Here is a 22507-nt window from a genome sequence, read left to right as displayed (position 1 = left end):
AAAAATTCTAATATATTGTATCATATTCACCTTCAAAGTAGCACTAAGTTGAAGCGATATTATGTCGATCGTAGGCGAAGTCCAATAGCATGGAATGCAATGTTTCATTGTTACTGACTAGATTGAGTTGTCGTTGCTTTTTGACAGCTCTTTCACTTCGGGCTTCATGTAATAGGAACTCCATGACAGCATTTTGAATTTGTGATTGCTTCATTTTGCGGCCAAGACCAAGATGAATAAAGCCGTTCTGTTCGCGAGGAAATGCATGCAGAAGTTCGGCCTCTGTCTGTGCAAGGGTAATACAAGGAACGCCATACGAGGCGATTTTATAAGGTGTGTAATTGGCATTACAAATAATAACGTCAGCCTTTGGTAGTAGTTTTAGGAGTGCATTTTTATCACGAAGGATAGCTGTGTTGCGACGACTGAGCACCATCATTTGCAAATCCTCGATTGCATGTCGATAGCTATCATCAATCATCACGGTAATTTGTAGTGGAATTTGTAGCTGTGTTAAGTGTCGAAGAGTGCGGTAGGTAAGGTTATGCTCGTCCCCATCCTCAAAGGCAACAACGATATGAGGTGGGTCTTCAGGCGTTTTACTTTCTGGAATATCGTTGAAATTCTGATATGCTTCAGGTACTGCATAAACAAAGCTGCCACCTATATAATGTGATGGTAAGTAATCTCTTACTTCTTGATAGAGTGCTAGTAAAACACAGTCGCAGGCTTGACCACCATCACCAAAATCATCAAAGTGAATTATAGTTTTGCAGTATGGACGTAAATTCTCTACTTGCCAGCTTTCGGAGTTACGGCCATCCCTTACAATTAAATCTGGTTGTAGCTCCTTTATTTGCTTAGATAGTTCATCGAAATGGTCGAATAGCATTGGAGAAAGGTTTTCATGCATTAAAATTTGAATCCCATCATTTGAAGGGGTTTTTACAAATATGAGAACTTTTTCATTTGTAAATAACTTGGCTAACGTTGCAACCCGTTCAAAAGGATACAGCCCTTTATCAATACAGCTTTCAATAATGAAAACAATCGTCTTTTTCAGTTCTGTTGCTTGAGTTTCGTTTTGCAAATGTATCCCATCCTTTCATCTGTCTATTTAAATTATGGCGAGTGAAGGGCAAGTATGTGTAAAAATTAGGATTAGATTATGTAGAATATGAATTCTTTCAATCTAATAGCCTTAGTTAGAGCTTTCTCATCTAAAAAAGTTTGTGATAAAAAACGCTTCATTTACCGATAAATAAAGTAGGAAGCTTAATAGAATTGTTTTGTTAGATATACTAATGTGAAGGGGGTACATCCAATGGGAATGCGTGCTGCAATTGTCGTAGGGGCTACAGGTTTAACTGGTACCTCTCTTGTGGAACAATTATGTGAAAATGATGAGTATGTTTCAGTTTTAGTAATTGCACGAAGAAAGCCCGAGTTTAAACATCCAAAGCTTGAAGTGAAAATCCGTGATTTCGATACTTTAGAGGAAAAGGATATAGAATTTGCACATGAATTGTATTGTTGTCTTGGGACAACGATAAAAAAAGCAGGTTCTCGTGAAATGTTCGAAAAAGTTGATTTTGAATACCCGCTGGCTATCGCCTCATTAGCAAAAAAACGGGGTATCCCTCATATGCTTGTAATTACAGCGATGGGGGCAAATGAGGGCTCTCCATTTTACTATAATCGTGTAAAAGGTAAGCTAGAGCATGATTTGATAGAGCTAGGCTTACAGAGACTTTCAATTATACGCCCGTCATTATTAGTGGGTGAGCGAGAGGAATTTCGCTTGGGTGAAAAGGCCGGTGAGAAAGTGTTAAAGGTGGCCAAACCTCTATTAGTGGGACCGCTTAAACGTTCCAGGGCAATTGATGCCTCACAAGTTGCAAAGGCGATGATTGTTATTGCACTGCATGGTAAGAAACAGCCTGTAGCTATTTATCAATCTCAAGAGTTAGCGACGCTAGATTTCCCAGAAATAAAGGAAGAGGATGTTTCGCGAGAGAATTTATTTAATTGGGAAAAACACAAACTATCTTCTGAAATTGATGAAGGCAATAAAGTAAACCGAGAAGTCATCATAAATCGGGATAAATATAAAATTGAGGAAACTGTTATAGATAGGGAAGTAAATTTTCATCATAGAGAGGATGAATAAAAATGCCATCTCAAACAAATCGAGGGTAATTGCGTTCCGCCTAAAGACTGAATTTGCAGGTTTCGCTATTGCGCTGCTTTTCGTGCCTTTATTCATTTGTTACAATATTATTGTAGAAGATGACTGTGGAGGCAAAGTGAACATGAAAATTTTACTCGTTGATGGCACAATGTTTGGTCGTAAAACAGGTGCTATTTTAGAGCAGGTGGAGCAGTATATTAAGGAATTAAATGCTAATTTCGATTTAGAAATTATGCATTTTAGTCAATATAAGCATCAAATTGTTGACGGTTCACCGTTAAATGATGATATGAAGAGCATGATTCAGAAATTTGAGGAAGCGGATGCGTATATTATCGCCACCCCCATTTTCCAAGCATCAATTCCAGGTGTTTTGAAGAATGCCTTTGATTTCTTACATCCGAAAACAATGCGCTATAAGCCAGTGTCAATCGTAGCAAATGGTGGTACTTATCAACATCATTTAGTAGTAGAAAATCAATTAAAGCCAATTTTAGACTACTTCCGTGCACTTGTTACACCTAACTATGTATACACACATACATCTCATTTTGATGCAGACAATCATATTATAGATGAGGATGTTCATAATCGTTTACGTGAGCTAGCTCGTGTGTTTGTTCAGTATTGTGAAATGAGCAAAACATTGCCAAAGGAAACAATTGACCAACATTAAGAGAAGCTTTATCTTCATCCAGCAGAAGACTCCTACCTCTACAGGTGGTGAGATGAATGCGGTATTGGTTCCTTTTCAGTGGGTGTCCAAACACCTACTGAATGAAGATAAGGCCCCCGGCGGATGTCACGGATTTTAAAAGGAATGAATTGTGCGGGCACAATTCAAAATCCGGACGCAATTACGCCAAGGCGAAATTGATCCCTTGCATGGTGGAAGAAAATCACTATGCAGGGGATTTTTCTTTTTAAGTATCCTTTTTCATTGTGATAAAATAGGATTTTAGCAATCGGAAAGGAGGGCTGCTCATGCAGGACATCGCTTTACTAGAAAAGCAACGCTGTAATCTTATTTTGACGAATAAGGCCAAGGAAGCGGTAGAGGAATGCTCGGCAAATGAGCATGCCTTTTTTGCGTTACAAAAATCTTTTACCGTGTACATAGAAAAGCGTAAAGCTAAAACGATAGGCGAAACGTTTTTATCCGTTTATTTTAATGCTGAGCATAATGAAAAACTAAACGAAGTTCTAGCAAAAAAAACAGCCATTATGGATTGTGTGTTAAAGGTGGAGGGCCTGTTAGCTACAAATATTCGTTTTGTCCATATGCATGGCCCGATTAATACCAATCGACGTTTGCCAGCAGCATTACAATTTATTACAAAGCCCAATAATGGTGCAGGCATTCCACTTGAGCTTCATACAAAGATTAGAGAGCTACCGATCGCTGAGGAACGCACAGAATATGTGAAAAAACGTATTTCGAGCTGGGAAGGCTATTTAAAAATTCAAGAACGAGATGCAACGATTGATGATATTCATACAGAATTTAAACAAAGCTATTTTAATGAAGATTTTACAAGGCTTACGATTGTATGCCCTTATATAAAGTCTAAGGAATGGAAGCAGCTTGAAGGTTTAAGTGTTAGCATTCAAGGAGTTCGTGGTGAAATTGGACAAGTATTAAAAACAAATGCAGGTAAACAAACAGTAGAAATTGACCTAAAGCCTTTTGTACAGGATTTAGCTCGTAAAAATCAGCTTCATTTACGTTCTAAGCAGGCAAGCTTTAGTAATTTTGCTACATTGAGTCAAATAAGACGATTACGCAATGGTTTTACAAAGCTTGAAAAGGGCGAGGCGGTTAATCCTCATCTAGAAACAATCCTATTTGAAAGACGTCCAACTGTACGAGCAGCAAAGCTACCCGAGGATATCGCTTTTCATAACCATTTAAATGAATATCAGCAACGAGCTGTCTTAGGGGCATTGTCTGTTGAAGATTTGTACGTAATTCAGGGACCTCCTGGAACCGGAAAGACTACTGTTATATCTGAAATTTGTCAGCAAAATGTCAAGGCGGGTTTAAAAACACTTGTTGCTTCTCAATCGAATTTAGCGGTTGATAATGCACTAGGCCGCCTTCTTTCCAATCAGGAAATTCGAATTTTACGCTATGGTAGAACAGAAAGCATTGAAGAAGAAGGTAAAAAATTTATAGAGGAAAATGTTGCCCTCCATTGGCGTGAGCAAACTCTAGCAGCGGTTAAAGAGGAAATTTTATCCTTTACAGAGCGTGAACAGGAGCTAAAGGCAAGCATAATCAAGGCTTATGAAGAACAGGACAAATTGAAGGTATGGCTTGAGGAACTGACAAAAGAGATTGCGTCAAAAGAGCAGGCTGCAATAGATGAGCCCATTTTACAGCAGGAAATTCAAGCATTAAAAAAGGAATTAAAGGCAACAAAAGCAGATCAGCAGGAATGTGAGGCGCAAAAAGGGCATTACGAAAAACAACTGGCGCAAATTGAGCCTACTGTAAAGTCGCTTGAACAGGTTCTTACTGAAAATCCATCGGCTGAGCAGCTACAGAATATGGTAAAAGAGGCTACTCAAAAGATTGAGAAACTAGAAGCTGCTGCCCAATATAAGGAGCTACAAGAACAAAAGCAACAGTTAGCTTACCAGTTTAAGGATATTCAAGTGAAATATGAGGAAGAAAGCGATCGACTGCATTTAATGAAGGAAGCTCAAAAATATATTGGTACTTTACTTTCCTATGAGCTAATTCAGCGTTTTTTACAGCATTATCAAATACAACCATCCTATGTACTATCACAGCAAATAGAAAGGATCCGTCATTTAGAGGATGCTAAAGATTTAAAGGCATGGGCAACCATTAATACGCGACTACAAAAGGCCATTGCGAAGCTTGAGTCATTACTTGCAGATGATGCTAGAGAACGTGCGCTTGCTAAAAGTAGAGTACAGCCAGTTCAGTCGTTTTCATTGCAAAATTTAACAGGCGTCTTTGCGCAGCTTAATCAAGCCTTTCAAGATGGGCAATCACCATCAGCTGAGCAGCTTGAAAGCTATTTGCTGGGACTGTATATGCGTCGCGATTTTGTCTGGCAAAAAGGTGTTGCCCTCAAGCAGCAACAGCAGCATAAGGATCAAGAATTTGAATTGCTGCGTAAAAGTATTAGCTCTTTAATTCATCAAGAATGTGCCATTACGAGCTTTGACGTTCAAAGCTTACAGAGACAATTGCAGCCATTTTTGCAGCATACAGAACGACTCCAGCAGCTAGCTGAGACATTCCAAATTGATGGTGAACCGGAGGAATCTGTAGAGCAGTTGAAAATACTTATATCGCAATCAAAGTCCTCCCTTCAGACCGCGCAAAAGCAGCTAGAAGCAGTTGAGCAGGCAAATTTACAGCTCCTACCAAAGAAGGCAATACTTCAAACAGCACAAACTAGCTTACAAGAAGTTGAACAGCAGCTTTTACAAATAGACGAAAGCATAAAGGAAATAAATATTGATGGATTAAAGAAGGAAAAGCAACTCACTGCTTGCACTAAGCTCCTTCAATCAACACCAGAGCGTACTTATGAGGAAGTAGAGGTAGCGATTAAATCTTCTCAAACAGCTTTAGAGGAAATGCAACGTAAGGAACAGCAGCTACCTCTTCGGAAAAAATTACAGGAGCAATGGAGAGATAAGCTACAAAACGCTACTGAATATGATTTAGATGAAATTCGTAAATTATATGTACGTCATGCTAATGTTATAGGTACAACATGCGTAGCTTCGGCTAGTAAGGAGTTTATGGAAAACTATCCTACATTTGATGTGGTTATAATCGATGAAGTATCCAAGGCAACACCACCAGAACTTTTATTACCAATGCTAAAGGGGAAGAAGATTATCTTAGTGGGTGATCATCATCAGCTACCACCATTACTTGGAGATGATACATTAGAGGAAACCTTAAAGACAATGCTGGATGAAAATCCAAACTTTGAGGGTGCACAGGAATTAAAGAACTTGCTACGTGAATCCTTATTTGAACGTTTATTTAATAATCTGCCTCATACTCATAAACAAATGCTTGCATTGCAGTATCGTATGCATGAAAAAATTATGCATAGTATCACACCGTTTTATGCAAAGGAAGAGAATGGCTTACAATGTGGTTTACCAGATTCCGATGCTGCACGCGATCATTGCTTAGAAGGTCAGTTCGTTAGCCGAGATGACCATTTGTTGTGGATTGATATTCCTACCGAGAAACCTTATCTAGAGGAACAGGTAAAGGGTGGGACGAGTCGCTTCAATGAGGGGGAAATACAAACTATCCGGCGTATTTTAATAGATTTAAATGATGCTGTTATTGCAGCAAAAGAGGCTGGTCGAATGCCACAAGATGCACAAAAAAGCGTTGGTGTCATTAGTTTCTATGGTGAGCAGGTTAAGAAAATAAATCGTCTTCTTCAGCAGGAATTACAATTATCTCATCTACAATTTAGAACAGGGACTGTCGATAAGTTCCAAGGGATGGAGATGGATGTCATATTAGTGAGTATGGTCCGTAATACATCTAAAGGAGGAGACATTGGCTTTGCAAGAGATTATCGCCGTTTAAACGTCGCCTTATCTCGTGCGCGAGAGCTATTATTGCTTGTTGGAAGTGCTGATATGTTTGCGAAACGTGCCAAGCATCAGGATACGCGAGAAATGTATAGCAATCTCTTAAATACAGTAAAATCCTATAATGGCTTGCGTAATCATGAAGGACAGGTGATGTAGATTTGTCAAAATTACAGCAACGCTTATTGCGTGAACTTCAACAAAATCGAATGATTAAAATTGTTAAAACGGATGAGTGGTGTATTCCAATCCGCACAGTAGAAGTGACGTATGAACCTGTTCGTCGCTCGACAATGGATGTTTTAATGACCATGCTATTAACTAGCATACGGGAAGCGAATTTTAGTAGTGCACAGGAGCTAAGTGAGCTATTACTTGTTGACCCATTATTCATAGCGGATTTAGTGTCATTAATGTCTAGAGTCAATTTAATTGACAAGCAGGAAGGCTTTTATCAATTAACATCCAAAGGACAGCAGCAACTGGAGCGTGGCATTTTTGAGGAGGAGCTAGAGCTAGAGACGGCTACCTTATATTATAGTCCATGCCATCTCGCGTTTCTTGCTGTTGACGTGGATCGTATGGAGGAGTACGAAGAGTTACCAGAGCTATATCGCTATGTGAATAAAGAGGCAGAGCAGAAGGAGCATTTTGAAGAAGCTACATTAATAGCAGCACTTCAGCAAGAGGATGGCGAAGAAGCTGGTATCTCTCAAAAAATAATCTCAAAAATTGTTCAAGCAGATGCGAAGCAAATTAATGATATTCCATGCCTTGAATTTGTTCTTTATGATAAAGAGCAGGATATTCTGTTTGCGCGTGTTTGGAACACCCTAATGCATCAATGGGATCAGGACCTTGAACAACAGCTTACAGAAAAAGAACAGCTACGGTGGCGTGAAAAATATTTATAAGACAAAAAACGAACGTGATGAGCGTTCGTTTTTTGCTCATGTTGTTGAAATATTATTATGTCAATGAAATCAAGGTGACAAATTAAAAAGTATAGCCCTTTTTCAAAACGAGGGGTTGATCTCCGTTCCGACTGAGTGCTTTGCCGCTGACGCTTCGCTTTCGCGCAGAGCAGAGCTTCCTGGGGGCGTCCGATGAGTCGCTTCACTGCTCGCTCCAGGGTCTCATCTGTGACGCTGTGATCCCCAAGGAGTCACTCAGTCTACACTCCAATCAACCATTGCTCATAGTATTTTCATTGGCATTTCACATAAATGTATAGTGATAAATTGAAGTCTTAACCATCACTATTTTGTGCAAAAATGAAGCTTTGATAACATTTTTCTATACGACAGCAGTAAGTGGCTTTATGTTTAGTGACAAAGTAGTTTTATATTTAAAATGTAGCACTATAGAATTGTACCACTATTCTATCCATTTAATGATGGTAAATAATATGCTTTTACTTTACTTTTGAGGGAAGAAAATATTTAAAGTTCTATACTATTACAGATTGGAGTGCAAGGCTACTCGACTCCCGTGGGATAGTGAGACAGACGAGACCCTGCACGGAGCGTCAGCGCAGGAAGCGGCTCGTCGCTCGCCCACTGGAAAGCGAGTAGCCTGGAACGGAAATCACCTTCATTTTGACTAAATATTCACAAAGAGTCCCTTGACCATTTAGTTTTTTGCTTTTAGAGAAAGGTGATAAAAGCAAAAAATAGGGTGATAAATTGAAAAAATGTCTCGATAAATTGATAAGTCTGCATATATTACTACAAATAAAGGGAGGGGACAGATGTTTACGATTAGTTTATGTATGATTGTTAAAAACGAGGAATGTATTATTGAAAGATGCCTAGATTCTGTTCAGCATGTAGTGAATGAAATCAATATTATTGATACGGGATCGACTGATCGTACAAAAGATATCGTCCAAAACTATACCTCACGTATTTATGATTTTATATGGTGTGATGATTTTGCGAGGGCACGAAACTTTTCCTTTCAGCAGGCTACGAAAGATTATATCCTTTGGCTTGATGCAGATGATGTGATAACAAGAGAGCATCAACAAAAGCTACTGCAGCTTAAACATTCTTTGTATCCTAATGTCGATGCTGTTTCTATGGATTATGATATAGCACTGGATGCTGATGGCAGTGTAGAGTCACGTGAAAAAAGATATCGTCTAGTAAAACGGCAATGTCATTTTCAATGGTATGGAGCTGTTCACGAATATTTAGAAGTATCGGGCCAGCTTTATCATAGCGATATAGCGGTGACACATTTACCTTTAAAAAGAGATGTTCATCGTAATATTCGTATTTATGAACGTTTAAAGAATGAAGGGTATTCATTTTCAGCTAGAGATACGTTTCATTATGCCAATGAGTTAAAAAACCATCAGCGTTTTTTAGAAGCGATTAATCAATATCATCGTTTCCTAGATTCTGTAACAGGCTCTGCTGACGATAAAATTCAGGCTTGCTTAAGTTTAGCAGATTGCTATCAGGAGCTTCATGATGTCAAACAAGCGAATCAAGTTATTGTGCAATCATTACTGTATGATCGACCAAGACCAGAAACATGCTGTCGAATGGGTCAATTTTTTATGGAGCAATTTAAAAATAAAGAGGCCATTTATTGGTACTCACAAGCCTTGCAGCAGCCTTCCGAACCGTTATTTAGTATTCATAAGCCTGTTTTTTCTACATGGCTTCCTCATTTACAGCTAAGCCTGCTGTACAATCGCTTGCATCTTTATGAAAATGCACATCAACATAATGAGTTAGCCCGTCAATTCAAACCGAATGACCCTCGTATACTCGACAATCGAAAGTACTTGCTTAAGCAATTAAAAAAATAATGAACTTAAGGGAAAGGAACATCAATAAAATGAATATAAATACCATGGCCAATTAACACGGCAATAAAAACAACAACAGTCATAAAAATGACATTTCGAGGTCTAAAATTTCGTGCTTCCATCTAACCATCTCCTTTTCGAATTAAAGAATATTCTGTCAATTAAACATATGTTTGAAGAGTTAGAGTATGCAATATTTTTTGATGGGTAGAAAAGGAACACATTCATATGCCTGAATGTGTTCTTAAATCACAAAATGTAAAGCTCTTGTGCTATATTAAACACAATGATTGACGAAAGGATGTTTACAATTTGGCTAAAAGTTTAGTACTAGCAGAAAAACCTTCAGTAGCCCGCGATATAGCAAATGTATTGAAGTGTCATAAAAAAGGAAACGGATTTTTAGAGGGAGATAAATATATTGTAACTTGGGCACTTGGTCATTTAGTAACACTAGCAGATCCTGAAAGCTACGATGTGAAATATAAAACATGGAACTTGAAAGACTTACCTATGCTGCCAGAACGGCTTCGCTTAACAGTTATTAAGCAATCAGGAAAGCAATATAATGCTGTAAAGTCACAATTAAATCGTAATGATGTAAAAGAAATTATTATTGCAACAGATGCTGGACGTGAAGGTGAATTAGTAGCCCGCTGGATTATTGCAAAAGCAAATGTGAAAAAGCCTATGAAACGACTATGGATTTCATCTGTCACAGATAAAGCTATCAAAGAGGGATTTGCCAATTTAAAGCCGGGTAACAACTATGATAATTTATACGCTGCTGCTGTTGCCCGTTCGGAGGCTGATTGGTACATTGGTTTAAATGCAACTCGTGCGTTAACTACAAGATTTAATGCACAGTTGAACTGTGGTCGCGTACAAACTCCAACTGTGGCAATTATTGCTGCACGTGAAGATGAAATTAAAAACTTCAAACCACAAACGTATTATGGTATTGAAGCACAAACAGATTCCTTAAAGCTTACTTGGCAAGACGCAAACGGCAATTCACGTAGCTTTAATAAAGAAAAAACGGACGTTATTGTCAAAGCATTAGGCAGCCAGGATGCAAAGATTGTTGCACTTGACCGCAAGCCTAAAAAATCATTTGCCCCAGGGCTTTATGATTTAACAGAATTACAGCGTGATGCCAATAAATTATTTGGCTATTCGGCAAAAGAAACATTAAATATTATGCAAAAGCTCTATGAATCTCATAAGGTACTGACATATCCTCGTACAGATTCACGTTATTTATCATCTGATCTTGTAGGCACACTGCCAGAGCGTCTCAAAGAATGTGGCATTGGTGAATATCGTTCATTAACTAATAAAATCTTAACAAAGCCAATTAAAGCGAATAAATCGTTTGTAGATGATAGTAAAGTTTCTGATCATCATGCCATTATTCCAACTGAAGGCTATGTAAATTTATCTACATTCAATGATAAAGAGCGTAAAATTTATGATTTAGTAGTAAAGAGATTTTTAGCTGTCTTATTCCCAGCGCATGAATATGAGCAGTTAACGGTACAAGCCCAAATCGGTAATGAAAAATTTATAGCTAGAGGAAAAACAGTAATAAATGCTGGTTGGAAAGAGGTTTATCAAAATCGATTTGATGATGATGAATCCACTGATGATGTTAAGGAGCAGCTTCTTCCTCGTTTAGAGCAAGGGCAGGTATTAAAAACAAAGCTAATTGCCCAAACATCAGGTCAAACAAAACCACCTGCACGCTTTACAGAGGCAACATTATTATCAGCAATGGAAAATCCTACGAAGTATATGGATACCCATGATAAGAAGCTAGCGGATACGTTAAAATCTACAGGTGGGCTAGGAACGGTTGCTACACGCGCAGATATAATTGACAAGCTTTTCAACTCTTTTTTAATTGAAAAGCGTGGAGGGAAAGAAATTTATATCACCTCTAAGGGTCGTCAGCTCCTAGACCTAGTGCCAGAAGAATTGCGTTCTCCTGCTACGACAGCGGATTGGGAACAAAAGCTTGAGTTGATTGCCAAAGGGAAATTAAAAAAAGATGCGTTCATTCATGAAATGAAAGAGCATACAAAAGAAATTGTAGCTGAAATAAAAGGTAGTGCTAAAAAATATAAGCACGACAATATTTCAACAAAGTCCTGTCCCGATTGTGGTAAGCCAATGCTTGAGGTTAATGGTAAAAAGGGCAAAATGCTTGTATGCCAAGATCGAGAGTGTGGCCACCGGAAAAATGTATCTCGTGTCACAAACGCACGATGCCCACAATGTAAGAAAAAGCTAGAGCTTCGTGGTGAAGGTGAAGGACAAATTTTTGTGTGTAAATGTGGATATCGTGAAAAATTATCAGCTTTTGAAGCCCGTCGTAAAAAAGAAGGTGGCGGGAAAGTCGATAAGCGTAGTGTGCAGAAATATTTGAAGGAGCAAGAGAAAGAGGCTGAGCCACTTAATAATGCATTCGCAGATTTGTTAAAGGGTTTAAAATTAGATGAATAACTCTAAAAAGCAACAGTTTTGTTAAACTGTTGCTTTTTCTAATTTCTCACAACGCCATTCTCATTACTTAAAGAAAAATAAGAAAGCAACATTTCAAATATTGTTCCATGATAAGATTCTGTCTGTATTAGGGGACCATCTGAATGAAGCCGTTTAATACAAAAAGGATTCAACTACTATTTAAACAGGGAGATGGGCGTATGGAAAAACTGGTTGGCAAAATTGCTCTTGTGACAGGAGCGAGTCGAGGAATAGGACGTAGTATTGCATTGCGTTTGGCTCAAGAGGGTGCATTTGTGGCAGTGCATTATGGAAAAAAGCAAAAGGAGGCGGAAGTAGTTGTTCGTCAGATTGAGCAAGCTGGTGGAAGGGCCTGTGCGATTGGTGCAGATTTGAGTACACTAGAGGGTATTCATGAGTTATTTATGAAGTTAGATAATCGTGTTTTAGAGCATACCGGCAGTAAGCAAATTGATATTTTAGTTAACAATGCTGGGATTGGTCAAATTGCCACTTTAGAGGAGACAACAGAGGAATCCTTTGAAGAGATTATGAAAATAAACGTCAAGGCACCACTTTTTGTTACGAAGCAAGCTTTACCACGCTTAAAAGATGGGGGAAGCATTATTAATATCTCTTCCTTTGTAACGCGTGTAGCATCACCAAGTGTATTCGCCTATAGTATGTCAAAAGGAGCTATTGACACATTGACTCGTCTTTTAGCCAAGCAATTGGGGAGCCGTCATATTACGGTCAATGCTATTCAGCCTGGAATTATTAACACAGAGATGAATGCTGAAACCTTGCAACATCCTGATGGACAAAAATATGCGGCGGGTCTTTCAACCTTCAAGAGATGGGGGGAGCCTGAAGATGTGGCGGATATTGCAGTATTTTTAGCATCCTCAGACAGCCGTTGGATAACTGGTCAATTACTGGATGCTAGTGGTGGATCTCATTTATAGAATGCCTATCTGTTGAAACAACCTAATAAGAGCAACCCTGTAAAAGTTCGTGGTTACAGGGTTTTTTGATTTATGCTTAAAATTAACCATATAAACAGAAATTTCAGAAAACGTATTGAATTACGAAAAAAACTGTGATACTCTAAGTAACATGTAAAATGAAGTTTAAACTTCAAAAACAAATAAAAAAAGGATGTACTTCTTTGAGAGATGATCAAACAATTCAACAAGTCATTCAAGATAAATTTCAAGAGCTTTCTAAAAGCCAACAAAAAGTAGCAACTTTTATTCTGAAAAATTTGCAGATAGTTGGCGTTCATTCGGCAGCATATGTTGGTGAAAAAGCAGGTGTCAGTGAAACAACGGTCATACGCTTTTGCTATGCGATAGGGCTTTCTGGTTATGCGCAGTTACAGCGAGAAATAACCTTGCATTTATTCAATGAAGGGAAAACAAGCAGCTTGCAAAATTATTTGCATTCAAAGCAGGTCCTTTTTGAAAATCCACGTTTTTATGAGAAAACAATGGAAAAGGATGCATCGCATATATTACAGGTGGCAAAGGGCATTAATGAGGAAGATTTTAATAAAGCTACGAAGCTGTTGCATACAAGGAAAAAAATTTATATTGCTGGTAATGGCTCCTCCTATTTAGCGGCACAATGGCTACACTTTACTTTAAACCTTTTGAGGCCAAATGTTGTGCTATTAAACTTTGAAACGAGTGAGGTTATTCGTGCTATACAAGATATTGACGAGGAAAGTGTTGTCATCATTCTATCGTTCCATCGTTATTTTAAAGAACCGATTCAATTTGCAGCAGAAATACAAGAAAAAAATTGTGAGATTATCGGCATTACGGATGCTCAAATTGCACCAATTACACAATATTCGACGATTACCTTTGTTAACGAACAGCAAGAGATGTCAACAATTGATGCTATGCCTGCACTAGTATCATTCTTGAATACATTAATTGCAGGGATGACGGCACATGATCATGACTATTATGAAAATCAGCGCGTAAAATATGATGATTTCCAAAATAGCTTTTTAGCAAATCGATGGAGTTGAACAACATGAATCAAGTTTTACAAAACCTACAGCCGCGATTGGCTGATATATTTACACATCTTCATGAACATCCAGAAATAAGCTGGCAAGAGCATGAAACGACACAATATATTGCCGCTATATTAAGAGAGGCACAGATGGAGCCTCATTTATTCGACGATATGACAGGACTTTATGTGGATATTGGGAAAGGAGAACCCAAAGTAGGCTTTCGTACCGACATAGATGCGCTTTGGCAGGAGGTAGATGGTGTCTTTAAGGCTAATCATTCTTGTGGACATGATGGTCATATGACGATGGCTATTGGGACAGCGCTTCTTTTAAAGGATATGGAGCATTTACTTTCCGGGGCGGTTCGTATTTTATTTCAGCCTGCTGAAGAAAAAGCGCAAGGTGCTAGTGCATTGGTCAAGAAGGGGCTTGTGGATAACCTAGAATATTTATTTGGTGTTCATGTTCGTCCGTTAAAGGAGCTAGAGGATGGGACATATGCACCTGCACTATACCACGGTGCAGCCAAACTCTTTACAGGAACCATTATCGGGGAGGAGGCTCATGGTGCACGACCAGAGCTAGGAATAAACGCCATTGAGGTTGGCGCAGCAATTGTAGAGGGTTTACAAAAAATTTGGACGGACCCCAATGTCTCAGCTTCTGTCAAAATGACGCAATTTAATGCTGGAGGCTCTTCCACTAATATTATTCCTGGAAAAGCAACCTTTAGCATTGATGCCCGAGCTCAAACGAATGAGGTCATGCAAATTATTACAGAGGGAGTAGAACGAGTAAGGACATCAATAGAGGCAATGTATGGTGCTAAAATTGACATTAAAGTTGAAGCACATATTGTTGCCGCATTAGTTCATGATGCAGCATTACAGCATATGAACGCCGCTATAATCGATGTGGTCGGTGAAAAGGCCTGTGCACCACCAGTTGTGACACCAGGTGGGGAAGATTTTCATTTTTACACGTTCGAGCGACCCCATCTAAAAGCTACAATGCTGGGTTTAGGTTGTGGTGTTACACCAGGTCTTCATCATCCCAAAATGACCTTTAATCAAGCTAGACTACTTACTGGTGTAAATATTATTACAAGAGCGATTTTACGTGCGCTTTAGCAGAATTATTACCCAATAAATTTGGGATACAAGAGAGAAAGAAGAGAAAGCCATGATTGATATAAAAGAAATAAACACGATCGATCAATTGGAGCATGTTCAGCAATTAGAATATGAGGTCTGGGATATGCCTCCCATACCTCTCCATCAAACTTTAACAGCAGTGAAGAATGGAGGGATTGTTGTTGGTGCTTATGATGGGGAGCGTTTAGTTGGATTTAGCTATGGTTTTTCAGGATTTCGAGAGGGAAAAAGCTTTTTATGCTCCCATATGTTGGGGATTGATAAAAATTATCGTTCACAAGGGATAGGTGAAAAATTAAAGCTGGCACAAAGAACGATTGCGATTAATCGGGGCTATGATTTAATGGTATGGACCTTTGATCCTTTAGAAACGCGTAATGCCTATTTAAATCTTTCGAAATTAAAGGGTATTTGTTATACGTACATCGAAAATTGCTACGGTGAAATGCAGGATGGTTTAAATAAAGGGCTACCCTCCGATCGTTTCGAGGTAAGTTGGCATTTAACATCTGACTATGTGATGCAGGATATTGTAATTGAAGTAACTAATCCAGTTCCTGTGGCAAGCTGTAGCCTAAATGAGCAAGGCCTTCTATGCTTAGAAATAACTGAAAATTTAAAATATACAAAAGACTTTTATGTGTTGCCAGTACCGAAAGATTTTCAAGCATTGAAAGTGCAAAATCCAGATTTGGCATTAGATTGGCGTTTTAAAACACGCCATATTTTACAGCAGCTATTTGCTCAAGGGTATGCTGTTGTGAAATTACAGCAACAAGAAAAATACAATGAATATGTGCTGACGAAAAAAACAGCCTTACCACTGGAAGGGGAAAAATAAGATGAAAATTACAGAAATCACAATTCGACAACTCAAAATGAAATTAAAGGCACCATTTACAACAAGCTTTGGCACATTTCATGATAGGGATTTTTTAGTGTTAGAGGCGAAAGATGAATCTGGAATCGTTGGCTGGGGTGAATCTGTTGCCTTTCACTCTCCTTGGTACAATGAAGAAACGCTACAAACTAACTGGCATATGTTAGAAGACTTCCTAATACCTCTTTTGTTGAATAAAGAGATTCAGCATCCAGACGAAGTGAATGAACTATTTAAGCCTATCCGCAAAAATAATATGGCGAAATCAACAATTGAAGGAGCAATTTGGGATATCTATGCACAGCAGACGAAGCAAACATTGGCAGCAGCGCTAGGGGGCAAAAAGGACAAAATTGAAGTAGGAATCAGTATTGGCATCCAGAATTCAATTGACGATTTGGTAACGCTAGTGGATGGATATGTACGGGAAGGCTATAAGCGCATGAAAATTAAAATAAAGCCTGGCTGGGACGTAGAAGTAATGCTTACTTTACGTGAAACGTTTCCCAATGTAGCGTTTATGGCAGATGCAAATTCAGCCTATAATCTTGAGGATGCTGCAACACTCAAGCAACTTGATGCCTTTCATTTAACAATGATTGAACAGCCATTAGCATCAGATGACATCATTGATCATGCTACATTACAAAAACTAATTGATACACCCATTTGTTTGGATGAAAGTATTCATTCATTAGAGGATGCTCGTAAGGCGGTAGAATTGGGCAGTACAAAAATTATAAATATTAAAATTGGCCGTGTGGGTGGCTTGACAGAAGCAAGGAAAATTCACGATTATTGTGAGGCCAATAATATTCCAGTTTGGTGTGGTGGTATGTTAGAGTCTGGCATTGGTCGTGCTCATAACGTCGCATTAACAACACTATCCAATTTCATTTTACCAGGTGATACTGCTGGCTCAAATCGCTATTGGGAAAGAGACATCATCGATCCTGAAGTTATCGTGAAGGATGGTTATATAGAAGTACCTCAGCAACCAGGAATTGGCTATGAAATTAATAGAGAAACGATTGAATCATTTACAGTTGCAAAAAAAACATATCAATAATTTGACAAGGAAATCAAGATTAGTAGGTGTTCTATGAAAAAAAGTTGGCAAATTGGAGGCGCATTTGTAGGATTAATCGTTGGGGCTGGCTTTGCATCAGGCCAAGAAATTATGCAGTATTTCACGAGCTTTGGCTTGTACGGTATTGTAGGAGGAATTGTTGCAACCATTGCCTTCGCATTTTTGGGTATGAGTCTAGCACAATTAGGGACAGATCTACAAACGACATCTCATAAAGAGGTTATTTATCACATTGGTGGGCGTTATATTGGGGTTATTTTAGATATTGTTATTACGTTTTTCTTATTTGGCGTTGCAGTCGTTATGTTTGCAGGGTCAGGGTCAACATTTCAGCAAATGTTCGGTATTAACCCAATGATTGGTAGTATCTTTATGATGCTTATAACGATTTTAACACTACTGTTAAATGTTAAAAATATTATTAATATAATAGCATTAGTGACACCGTATTTAATGGGGATTATTTTTATTATTTTAATTTACTCCATATTCACAATGGACTTAACGATTGCAGAGCAAAATGCTTTAGCAAAAGAACAAACGTCTGCAGCATCAAATTGGCTAATGGGTGCTTTACTTTATGTATCTTATAATATTGCGGCTGGTGCAGCGATGTTAATTGTTATGGGTGGGACTGTAAAAGAACGTAAAGTTGCTGGTATTGGCGGCATGCTAGGCGGACTAATGCTAGGTGTCTTAATAATATTAATTAATATTGCCATGTTCGTAAAAATGGATGTAGTTGGTGGGGTAGCGATGCCAACATTAGAGCTTGCTAAGCAAATCCATCCTGTAGTAGGGGTGTTAATGTCCATCGCTTTATTAGGAATGATGTATAATACAGCTGTTGGTATGTTTTATGCATTTACAGTGCGTTTTATAGCGCCTGAGCATAAATATTTTAAACTAGGTATTGTGGTCATTGGTTTACTAGGCTTTGCAGCAAGCTTAGTAGGATTTACAACATTGGTTGGTAAGGTATATTCAACAATGGGCTATTTAGGCTTTGCTCTAATTATAGCGGTTGTCATGTCTTGGCTACGAAAACCGAAAAATTTTTCTTGATTCAAGGCAGTAAGGTAAATGCGTTTTCTAATTCAGCGGACATACCCAATTTTTGAGTGAGATCAAAAATTCTTCTTCCCTTTTGCCATTGCATTGGCATTAGGGATTTTTTTATGAAATCAGTGATGAAAGCTAAAGAGCAATCATACAGTAAGTATGTATTTGATGATTTTTAATTTCTACTTAATGTATGATAAATTCTCGTAATTTTAAATAAAATCTATATCAACTGCTAGACACCTTTTTTTATGAATGCTATATTAATGTTGTCATAGTATTTTTATAATTAGGAAAAATAAAATTAATCAGCATGACTTTCTGAGTTAAATTGAGTCAATGTTTTTTCTAATTATAAGGAGTAATAGAGTAAAGAGCTAGATGAAGGATGATAGATGCCTATGGTAAAGAAAACGTTAAAACAAAGAATTGTAGACGCTTCAGTCGTGCTGTTTCAGCAAGATGGCTATCACAATGTAACTGTTGATCGCATTGTCGAATATATTGGGGCATCAAAGGGTGGATTTTATCATAATTTTAAATCGAAAGATGAATTGTTATATGAAATTCACGATGTATTTATTTCGTATGTTATTAAGCAGTCACAGGATGCCTATGACAAGTACGATACACCGATTACACGCTTATGTGCAATGCTGCAAACACTGACACAAGTATTTGATATGTATCAGGCACATATTACTGTTTTTTATGAGGAAAGTCGTTCACTTCCAGAGGAATATAGTGAAATTATTCATAAAAAAAGGGATCAATATCGGGATATTTTACAAAAAGTAATAGGAGAGGGCCAACAAACCAAAGATTTTCGTACGGAATTACCGTGTACAATTGTCACAATGGCCATTGTTGGAATGATTAACTGGACATATAAATGGTATAAACAAACGGGTCCATTGACAATGGAGGAAATTACAGAGGTCTTCACTGATATGGTATTACGTGCGATTGTGACAGAACAAGCAATGGAGGAAGCAAAACAATTTATGGTAAAGGGGTAGCCAGTAATATCACTGGTTTTATTAATTGTTTTTACAAACCGACTAGTCGGTACTTTTCTTCGTTCAGTAAAAGACTTCCGCCTTTAAAAGGTGGTGGATGAATAGGATGTGGTTCCTTTACAGTGGGTGTCCAGACTTCTATTGAAAAAAGAGAGACTCAGTCTTGTCGATATGACCGATATCATGTCGGCTCTTGTGCAGTCTGGGCACCATTCCAAATCTGGACGTAATTACGCCAAGGCGATATTGATTAATGCATGCAACTGTCATCTGAGCAATCTGCTATGGCAAATTAGAAATTAGGGGGACTAGGGATGAACTTTGAATTAACGAAAGAACAAGCGATGATTCGAGACATGGTACGTGATTTTGCGGAAAAAGAAATTAAACCGTATGCTCGTGAGGTTGATGAGACATCAACAATGAGAATAGAGAGCTTTAAAAAAATGGCTGAGCTAGGCTTATTGGGTATTCCGTTTCCTGAAGAATATGGCGGTTCAGGTGGGGATACGGTGTCTTACGCTTTAGCAGTCGAAGAAATTGGGCGTGCATGTGGAGGTACTGGATTAAGCTATGCTGCGGCTGTTAGCTTAGGGGCATCACCAATCTATAATTTCGGCACAGAGGAGCAAAAGCAGGAATGGCTTGTTCCGTTAGCAAAAGGTGAGACATTAGGATCATTCGGTTTAACAGAGCCTAATGCAGGTTCAGATGCTGGTGGTACGCGAACAACAGCTGTTATTGATGGTGATGATTACGTTATTAATGGGGAAAAATGCTGGATCACAAATGCAGGCTATGCACGTCAAATTATAGTAACAGCAGTAACAGGTAAGCGTGAAGATGGTAAAAAAATTATTTCATCTATTATTGTTCCAACGAATACACCTGGTGTAACGATAAATTGCAATTACGACAAAATGGGTGTTCGTGGCTCCAATACTTGTGAAATTGTTTTACAGAATGTGCGTGTCCCAAGAGCTAATCTTTTAGGGGACGAAAAACGAGGATTTAGTCAGTTTTTAAATACGCTGGATGGTGGACGAATTTCAATTGCGGCTTTATCAGTAGGAATTGCACAGGCTGCCTATGAAAAGGCATTAAAATTCGCTAAAGAACGGGAGCAATTTGGTGCACCAATATCAAAGCTACAGGCTATCCAGTTTAAACTAGCTGATATGGCAATGGAGATAGAGCTTGCGCGTACATTAGTACATAAGGCGGCATGGCTTAAGGATCAAAAGAAACCATTTGGAAAGGAAGCTGCAATGGCAAAATTATTTGCTTCTGAAATGGGCTTCCGTACTTGTAATCAAGCAATTCAAATTCATGGTGGTTCAGGCTATATGAAAGAATACGATGTCGAGCGCCATCTACGTGATATTAAATTAATGGAAATCGGTGAGGGAACATCAGAAATTCAACGTCTCGTTATTTCTCGTCTAATTGGCTGTTAAAAAACCTTTGTTGAAAAAGTTAAATAGCATAATAAAGGAGGATTCTCATGGCAGAACTTGTGTATCAAACTATTGGTCAATTGCTAGATGAACAATCTGAGAAGTATCCACAGCATGAAGCATTAGTATATACAGATAGGGATTTACGAATGACCTATGAGCAATTAAATCGTCAAAGTCGTTTAGTTGCAAGAGGGCTAATGGCTCTTGGTATAGAAAAGGGCGAACATATCGCAGTATGGACCACAAATGTTCCAGAGTGGGTACAGTTACAATTTGGTACAGGCAAAATGGGCGCCCCAATCGTCACAGTGAATACAAATTATCGTGCAAGTGAGTTGGAATATTTATTAAAGCAATCCGATGCAAAAACAATTTTTTTAATTGAAAATTATCGCGACCATTCTTTTATCAATACACTACAAGAGTTATGTCCAGAGCTTGAGCATTGTGAACCTGGTAATTTACAAGCTAAGCGACTGCCTTTATTGAAGAATGTTATTTTAATCGGTGAGACGAAATACCCTGGAGTACTGAATTGGTCTGAGGTTTTAGCTGCTGCTGAGCAAGTAACAGAGGAGCAATTAGATCAAAGACAGCAATCACTTCATTACGATGATGTTATTAATATTCAATATACTTCTGGTACAACAGGCTTTCCAAAGGGCGTGATGTTGACGCATTATAACCTAGTGAATAATGCTATAAATATTGCAGAATGCATGCAATTAACCTCTAAGGATCGTTTATGTATTCCCGTACCGTTTTTCCATTGCTTCGGGTGCGTCATTGGAACACTGGCTATCACAACAACTGGTGGGACGATGGTGCCAGTACAGGAATTTTTACCTGCTGAGGTACTGAGAACAGTTGAAAAAGAAAAATGCACAGCGTTGCATGGTGTACCAACGATGTTTATTAGTGAGCTCAATTTACCGAATTTTGAGTCATTTGATCTAACCTCATTACGTACGGGTGTTATGGCTGGCTCTAACTGCCCTATCGAGGTGATGAAGGCTGTTATCGAAAAAATGGGGATGAAGGATATTACCATCTGCTACGGCCAAACAGAATCATCGCCAGTAATTACACAAACAAGAACAGATGACCCACTCGCATTAAAGGTAGAAACAGTTGGGCGTGCACTACCGAATCTAGAAGTTAAAATTGTTGTTCCTGGTACAGATGAAGAAGCTGCACCACTTGAGCAAGGTGAGCTTTGCACAAGAGGCTATCACGTGATGAAAGGTTATTATAAGAATCCAGAAGAAACGGATCTTGCCATCGATCAGCAAGGCTGGCTGCATACGGGAGATTTAGCAACGATGGATGAAGGGGGCTATATCCGAGTAACAGGGCGTTTAAAGGATATGATTATTCGTGGTGGTGAAAATTTATATCCGAGAGAAATTGAGGAGTTCCTATACAAGCATCCAAAAATTTCTGATGTACAGGTGGCTGGTGTTCCTGATCCAGTTTATGGGGAGGAAGCGGCTGCTTGGATTATCCTGAAAGATGGAGAACAAGCAACAGAAGAAGAGATTCGGGACTTTTGTAGAGATAAAATTTCTAGACATAAAATTCCGCGACATATTTTCTTTATTGATCATTATCCAATGACTGCATCAGGAAAGGTTCAAAAGTATAAATTACGTGAGAATTTTGTTGCGACAGTAATGTAGGAAGGGGGC

At 38.5% G+C, this 22507-nt stretch carries 16 protein-coding genes; 15 read left to right on the top strand and 1 reads right to left on the bottom strand.

All coding sequences use genetic code 11. From position 1 onward, the window contains the following. Positions 1 to 43: 43 nt before the first annotated feature. Positions 44 to 1090: a PseG/SpsG family protein gene (locus AC2CGN_RS12125; protein ID WP_429980150.1), complete on the bottom strand. Its 1047-nt coding sequence runs from the start codon at positions 1088 to 1090 to the stop codon at positions 44 to 46. 234 nt (positions 1091 to 1324) lie between these two features. On the opposite strand from AC2CGN_RS12125, the gene AC2CGN_RS12120 reads away from it, so the two are divergent. The 15 genes from AC2CGN_RS12120 (at position 1325) to AC2CGN_RS12050 (ending at position 22498) form a co-directional block, all read left to right on the top strand. Continuing rightward, positions 1325 to 2170, top strand: coding sequence for an NAD(P)H-binding protein (locus AC2CGN_RS12120; RefSeq protein ID WP_286924110.1), 846 nt, complete (start codon positions 1325 to 1327; stop codon positions 2168 to 2170). A 142-nt stretch (positions 2171 to 2312) separates the two neighbouring features. Further along, positions 2313 to 2867, top strand: a complete 555-nt coding sequence (locus AC2CGN_RS12115) for an NADPH-dependent FMN reductase (protein WP_429980151.1) — start codon at positions 2313 to 2315, stop codon at positions 2865 to 2867. Between the two features lie 308 nt (positions 2868 to 3175). Then, entirely contained in the window at positions 3176 to 6958 is a 3783-nt protein-coding gene (locus tag AC2CGN_RS12110; protein WP_484514051.1) for a DEAD/DEAH box helicase, read from the top strand. Between the two features lie 2 nt (positions 6959 to 6960). Continuing rightward, positions 6961 to 7713, top strand: coding sequence for a hypothetical protein (locus tag AC2CGN_RS12105; protein ID WP_429980153.1), 753 nt, complete (start codon positions 6961 to 6963; stop codon positions 7711 to 7713). 836 nt (positions 7714 to 8549) lie between these two features. Then, positions 8550 to 9620, top strand: coding sequence for a glycosyltransferase family 2 protein (locus AC2CGN_RS12100; protein WP_484514049.1), 1071 nt, complete (start codon positions 8550 to 8552; stop codon positions 9618 to 9620). A gap of 312 nt (positions 9621 to 9932) precedes the next feature. Further along, a complete protein-coding gene (locus AC2CGN_RS12095; protein ID WP_484514047.1) occupies positions 9933 to 12125 on the top strand; it encodes a DNA topoisomerase III in 2193 nt (730 codons plus the stop codon). 200 nt (positions 12126 to 12325) lie between these two features. Then, the gene (locus AC2CGN_RS12090) at positions 12326 to 13090 is read left to right on the top strand and encodes an SDR family oxidoreductase (RefSeq protein WP_484514163.1); all 765 of its coding nucleotides are present in this window, start codon (positions 12326 to 12328) and stop codon (positions 13088 to 13090) included. 203 nt (positions 13091 to 13293) lie between these two features. Next, positions 13294 to 14163, top strand: a complete 870-nt coding sequence (locus AC2CGN_RS12085) for a MurR/RpiR family transcriptional regulator (RefSeq protein WP_429980156.1) — start codon at positions 13294 to 13296, stop codon at positions 14161 to 14163. A gap of 5 nt (positions 14164 to 14168) precedes the next feature. Then, positions 14169 to 15284 (top strand): M20 peptidase aminoacylase family protein, encoded by a 1116-nt coding sequence (locus AC2CGN_RS12080; protein ID WP_484514045.1) that lies wholly within the window; start codon positions 14169 to 14171, stop codon positions 15282 to 15284. Positions 15285 to 15336: 52 nt separating this feature from the next. Continuing rightward, positions 15337 to 16149, top strand: coding sequence for a GNAT family N-acetyltransferase (locus AC2CGN_RS12075; protein WP_484514043.1), 813 nt, complete (start codon positions 15337 to 15339; stop codon positions 16147 to 16149). Between the two features lies 1 nt (position 16150). Continuing rightward, positions 16151 to 17257 (top strand): o-succinylbenzoate synthase, encoded by a 1107-nt coding sequence (gene menC / locus AC2CGN_RS12070; protein ID WP_484514041.1) that lies wholly within the window; start codon positions 16151 to 16153, stop codon positions 17255 to 17257. 33 nt (positions 17258 to 17290) lie between these two features. Next, positions 17291 to 18343: a YkvI family membrane protein gene (locus AC2CGN_RS12065; protein ID WP_484514039.1), complete on the top strand. Its 1053-nt coding sequence runs from the start codon at positions 17291 to 17293 to the stop codon at positions 18341 to 18343. 398 nt (positions 18344 to 18741) lie between these two features. Continuing rightward, positions 18742 to 19359: a TetR/AcrR family transcriptional regulator gene (locus AC2CGN_RS12060; RefSeq protein ID WP_283872721.1), complete on the top strand. Its 618-nt coding sequence runs from the start codon at positions 18742 to 18744 to the stop codon at positions 19357 to 19359. A gap of 314 nt (positions 19360 to 19673) precedes the next feature. After that, positions 19674 to 20816 carry an acyl-CoA dehydrogenase gene (locus AC2CGN_RS12055; RefSeq protein ID WP_313373040.1) on the top strand — a complete coding sequence of 381 codons (1143 nt, stop codon included), beginning with the start codon at positions 19674 to 19676 and terminating at the stop codon, positions 20814 to 20816. 47 nt (positions 20817 to 20863) lie between these two features. Beyond that, positions 20864 to 22498, top strand: a complete 1635-nt coding sequence (locus AC2CGN_RS12050; RefSeq protein ID WP_429980161.1) for an AMP-binding protein — start codon at positions 20864 to 20866, stop codon at positions 22496 to 22498. Positions 22499 to 22507: the final 9 nt, after the last annotated feature.

Source organism: Lysinibacillus sp. DFXJR4 (assembly GCF_057196045.1).
This window is presented reverse-complemented; position numbering and strand designations above follow the sequence as displayed.

Bases quoted from the DNA above. Each gene is read 5' to 3' on its own strand.
- AC2CGN_RS12090 (WP_484514163.1), top strand. From the start codon at position 12,326: ATGGAAAAACTGGTTGGCAAAATTGCTCTTGTGACAGGAGCGAGTCGA.
- AC2CGN_RS12115 (WP_429980151.1), top strand. From the start codon at position 2,313: ATGAAAATTTTACTCGTTGATGGCACAATGTTTGGTCGTAAAACAGGT.
- AC2CGN_RS12100 (WP_484514049.1), top strand. From the start codon at position 8,550: ATGTTTACGATTAGTTTATGTATGATTGTTAAAAACGAGGAATGTATT.
- AC2CGN_RS12055 (WP_313373040.1), top strand. From the start codon at position 19,674: ATGAACTTTGAATTAACGAAAGAACAAGCGATGATTCGAGACATGGTA.
- AC2CGN_RS12080 (WP_484514045.1), top strand. From the start codon at position 14,169: ATGAATCAAGTTTTACAAAACCTACAGCCGCGATTGGCTGATATATTT.
- AC2CGN_RS12050 (WP_429980161.1), top strand. From the start codon at position 20,864: ATGGCAGAACTTGTGTATCAAACTATTGGTCAATTGCTAGATGAACAA.
- AC2CGN_RS12065 (WP_484514039.1), top strand. From the start codon at position 17,291: ATGAAAAAAAGTTGGCAAATTGGAGGCGCATTTGTAGGATTAATCGTT.
- AC2CGN_RS12060 (WP_283872721.1), top strand. From the start codon at position 18,742: ATGGTAAAGAAAACGTTAAAACAAAGAATTGTAGACGCTTCAGTCGTG.
- menC (WP_484514041.1), top strand. From the start codon at position 16,151: ATGAAAATTACAGAAATCACAATTCGACAACTCAAAATGAAATTAAAG.
- AC2CGN_RS12120 (WP_286924110.1), top strand. From the start codon at position 1,325: ATGGGAATGCGTGCTGCAATTGTCGTAGGGGCTACAGGTTTAACTGGT.
- AC2CGN_RS12075 (WP_484514043.1), top strand. From the start codon at position 15,337: ATGATTGATATAAAAGAAATAAACACGATCGATCAATTGGAGCATGTT.
- AC2CGN_RS12110 (WP_484514051.1), top strand. From the start codon at position 3,176: ATGCAGGACATCGCTTTACTAGAAAAGCAACGCTGTAATCTTATTTTG.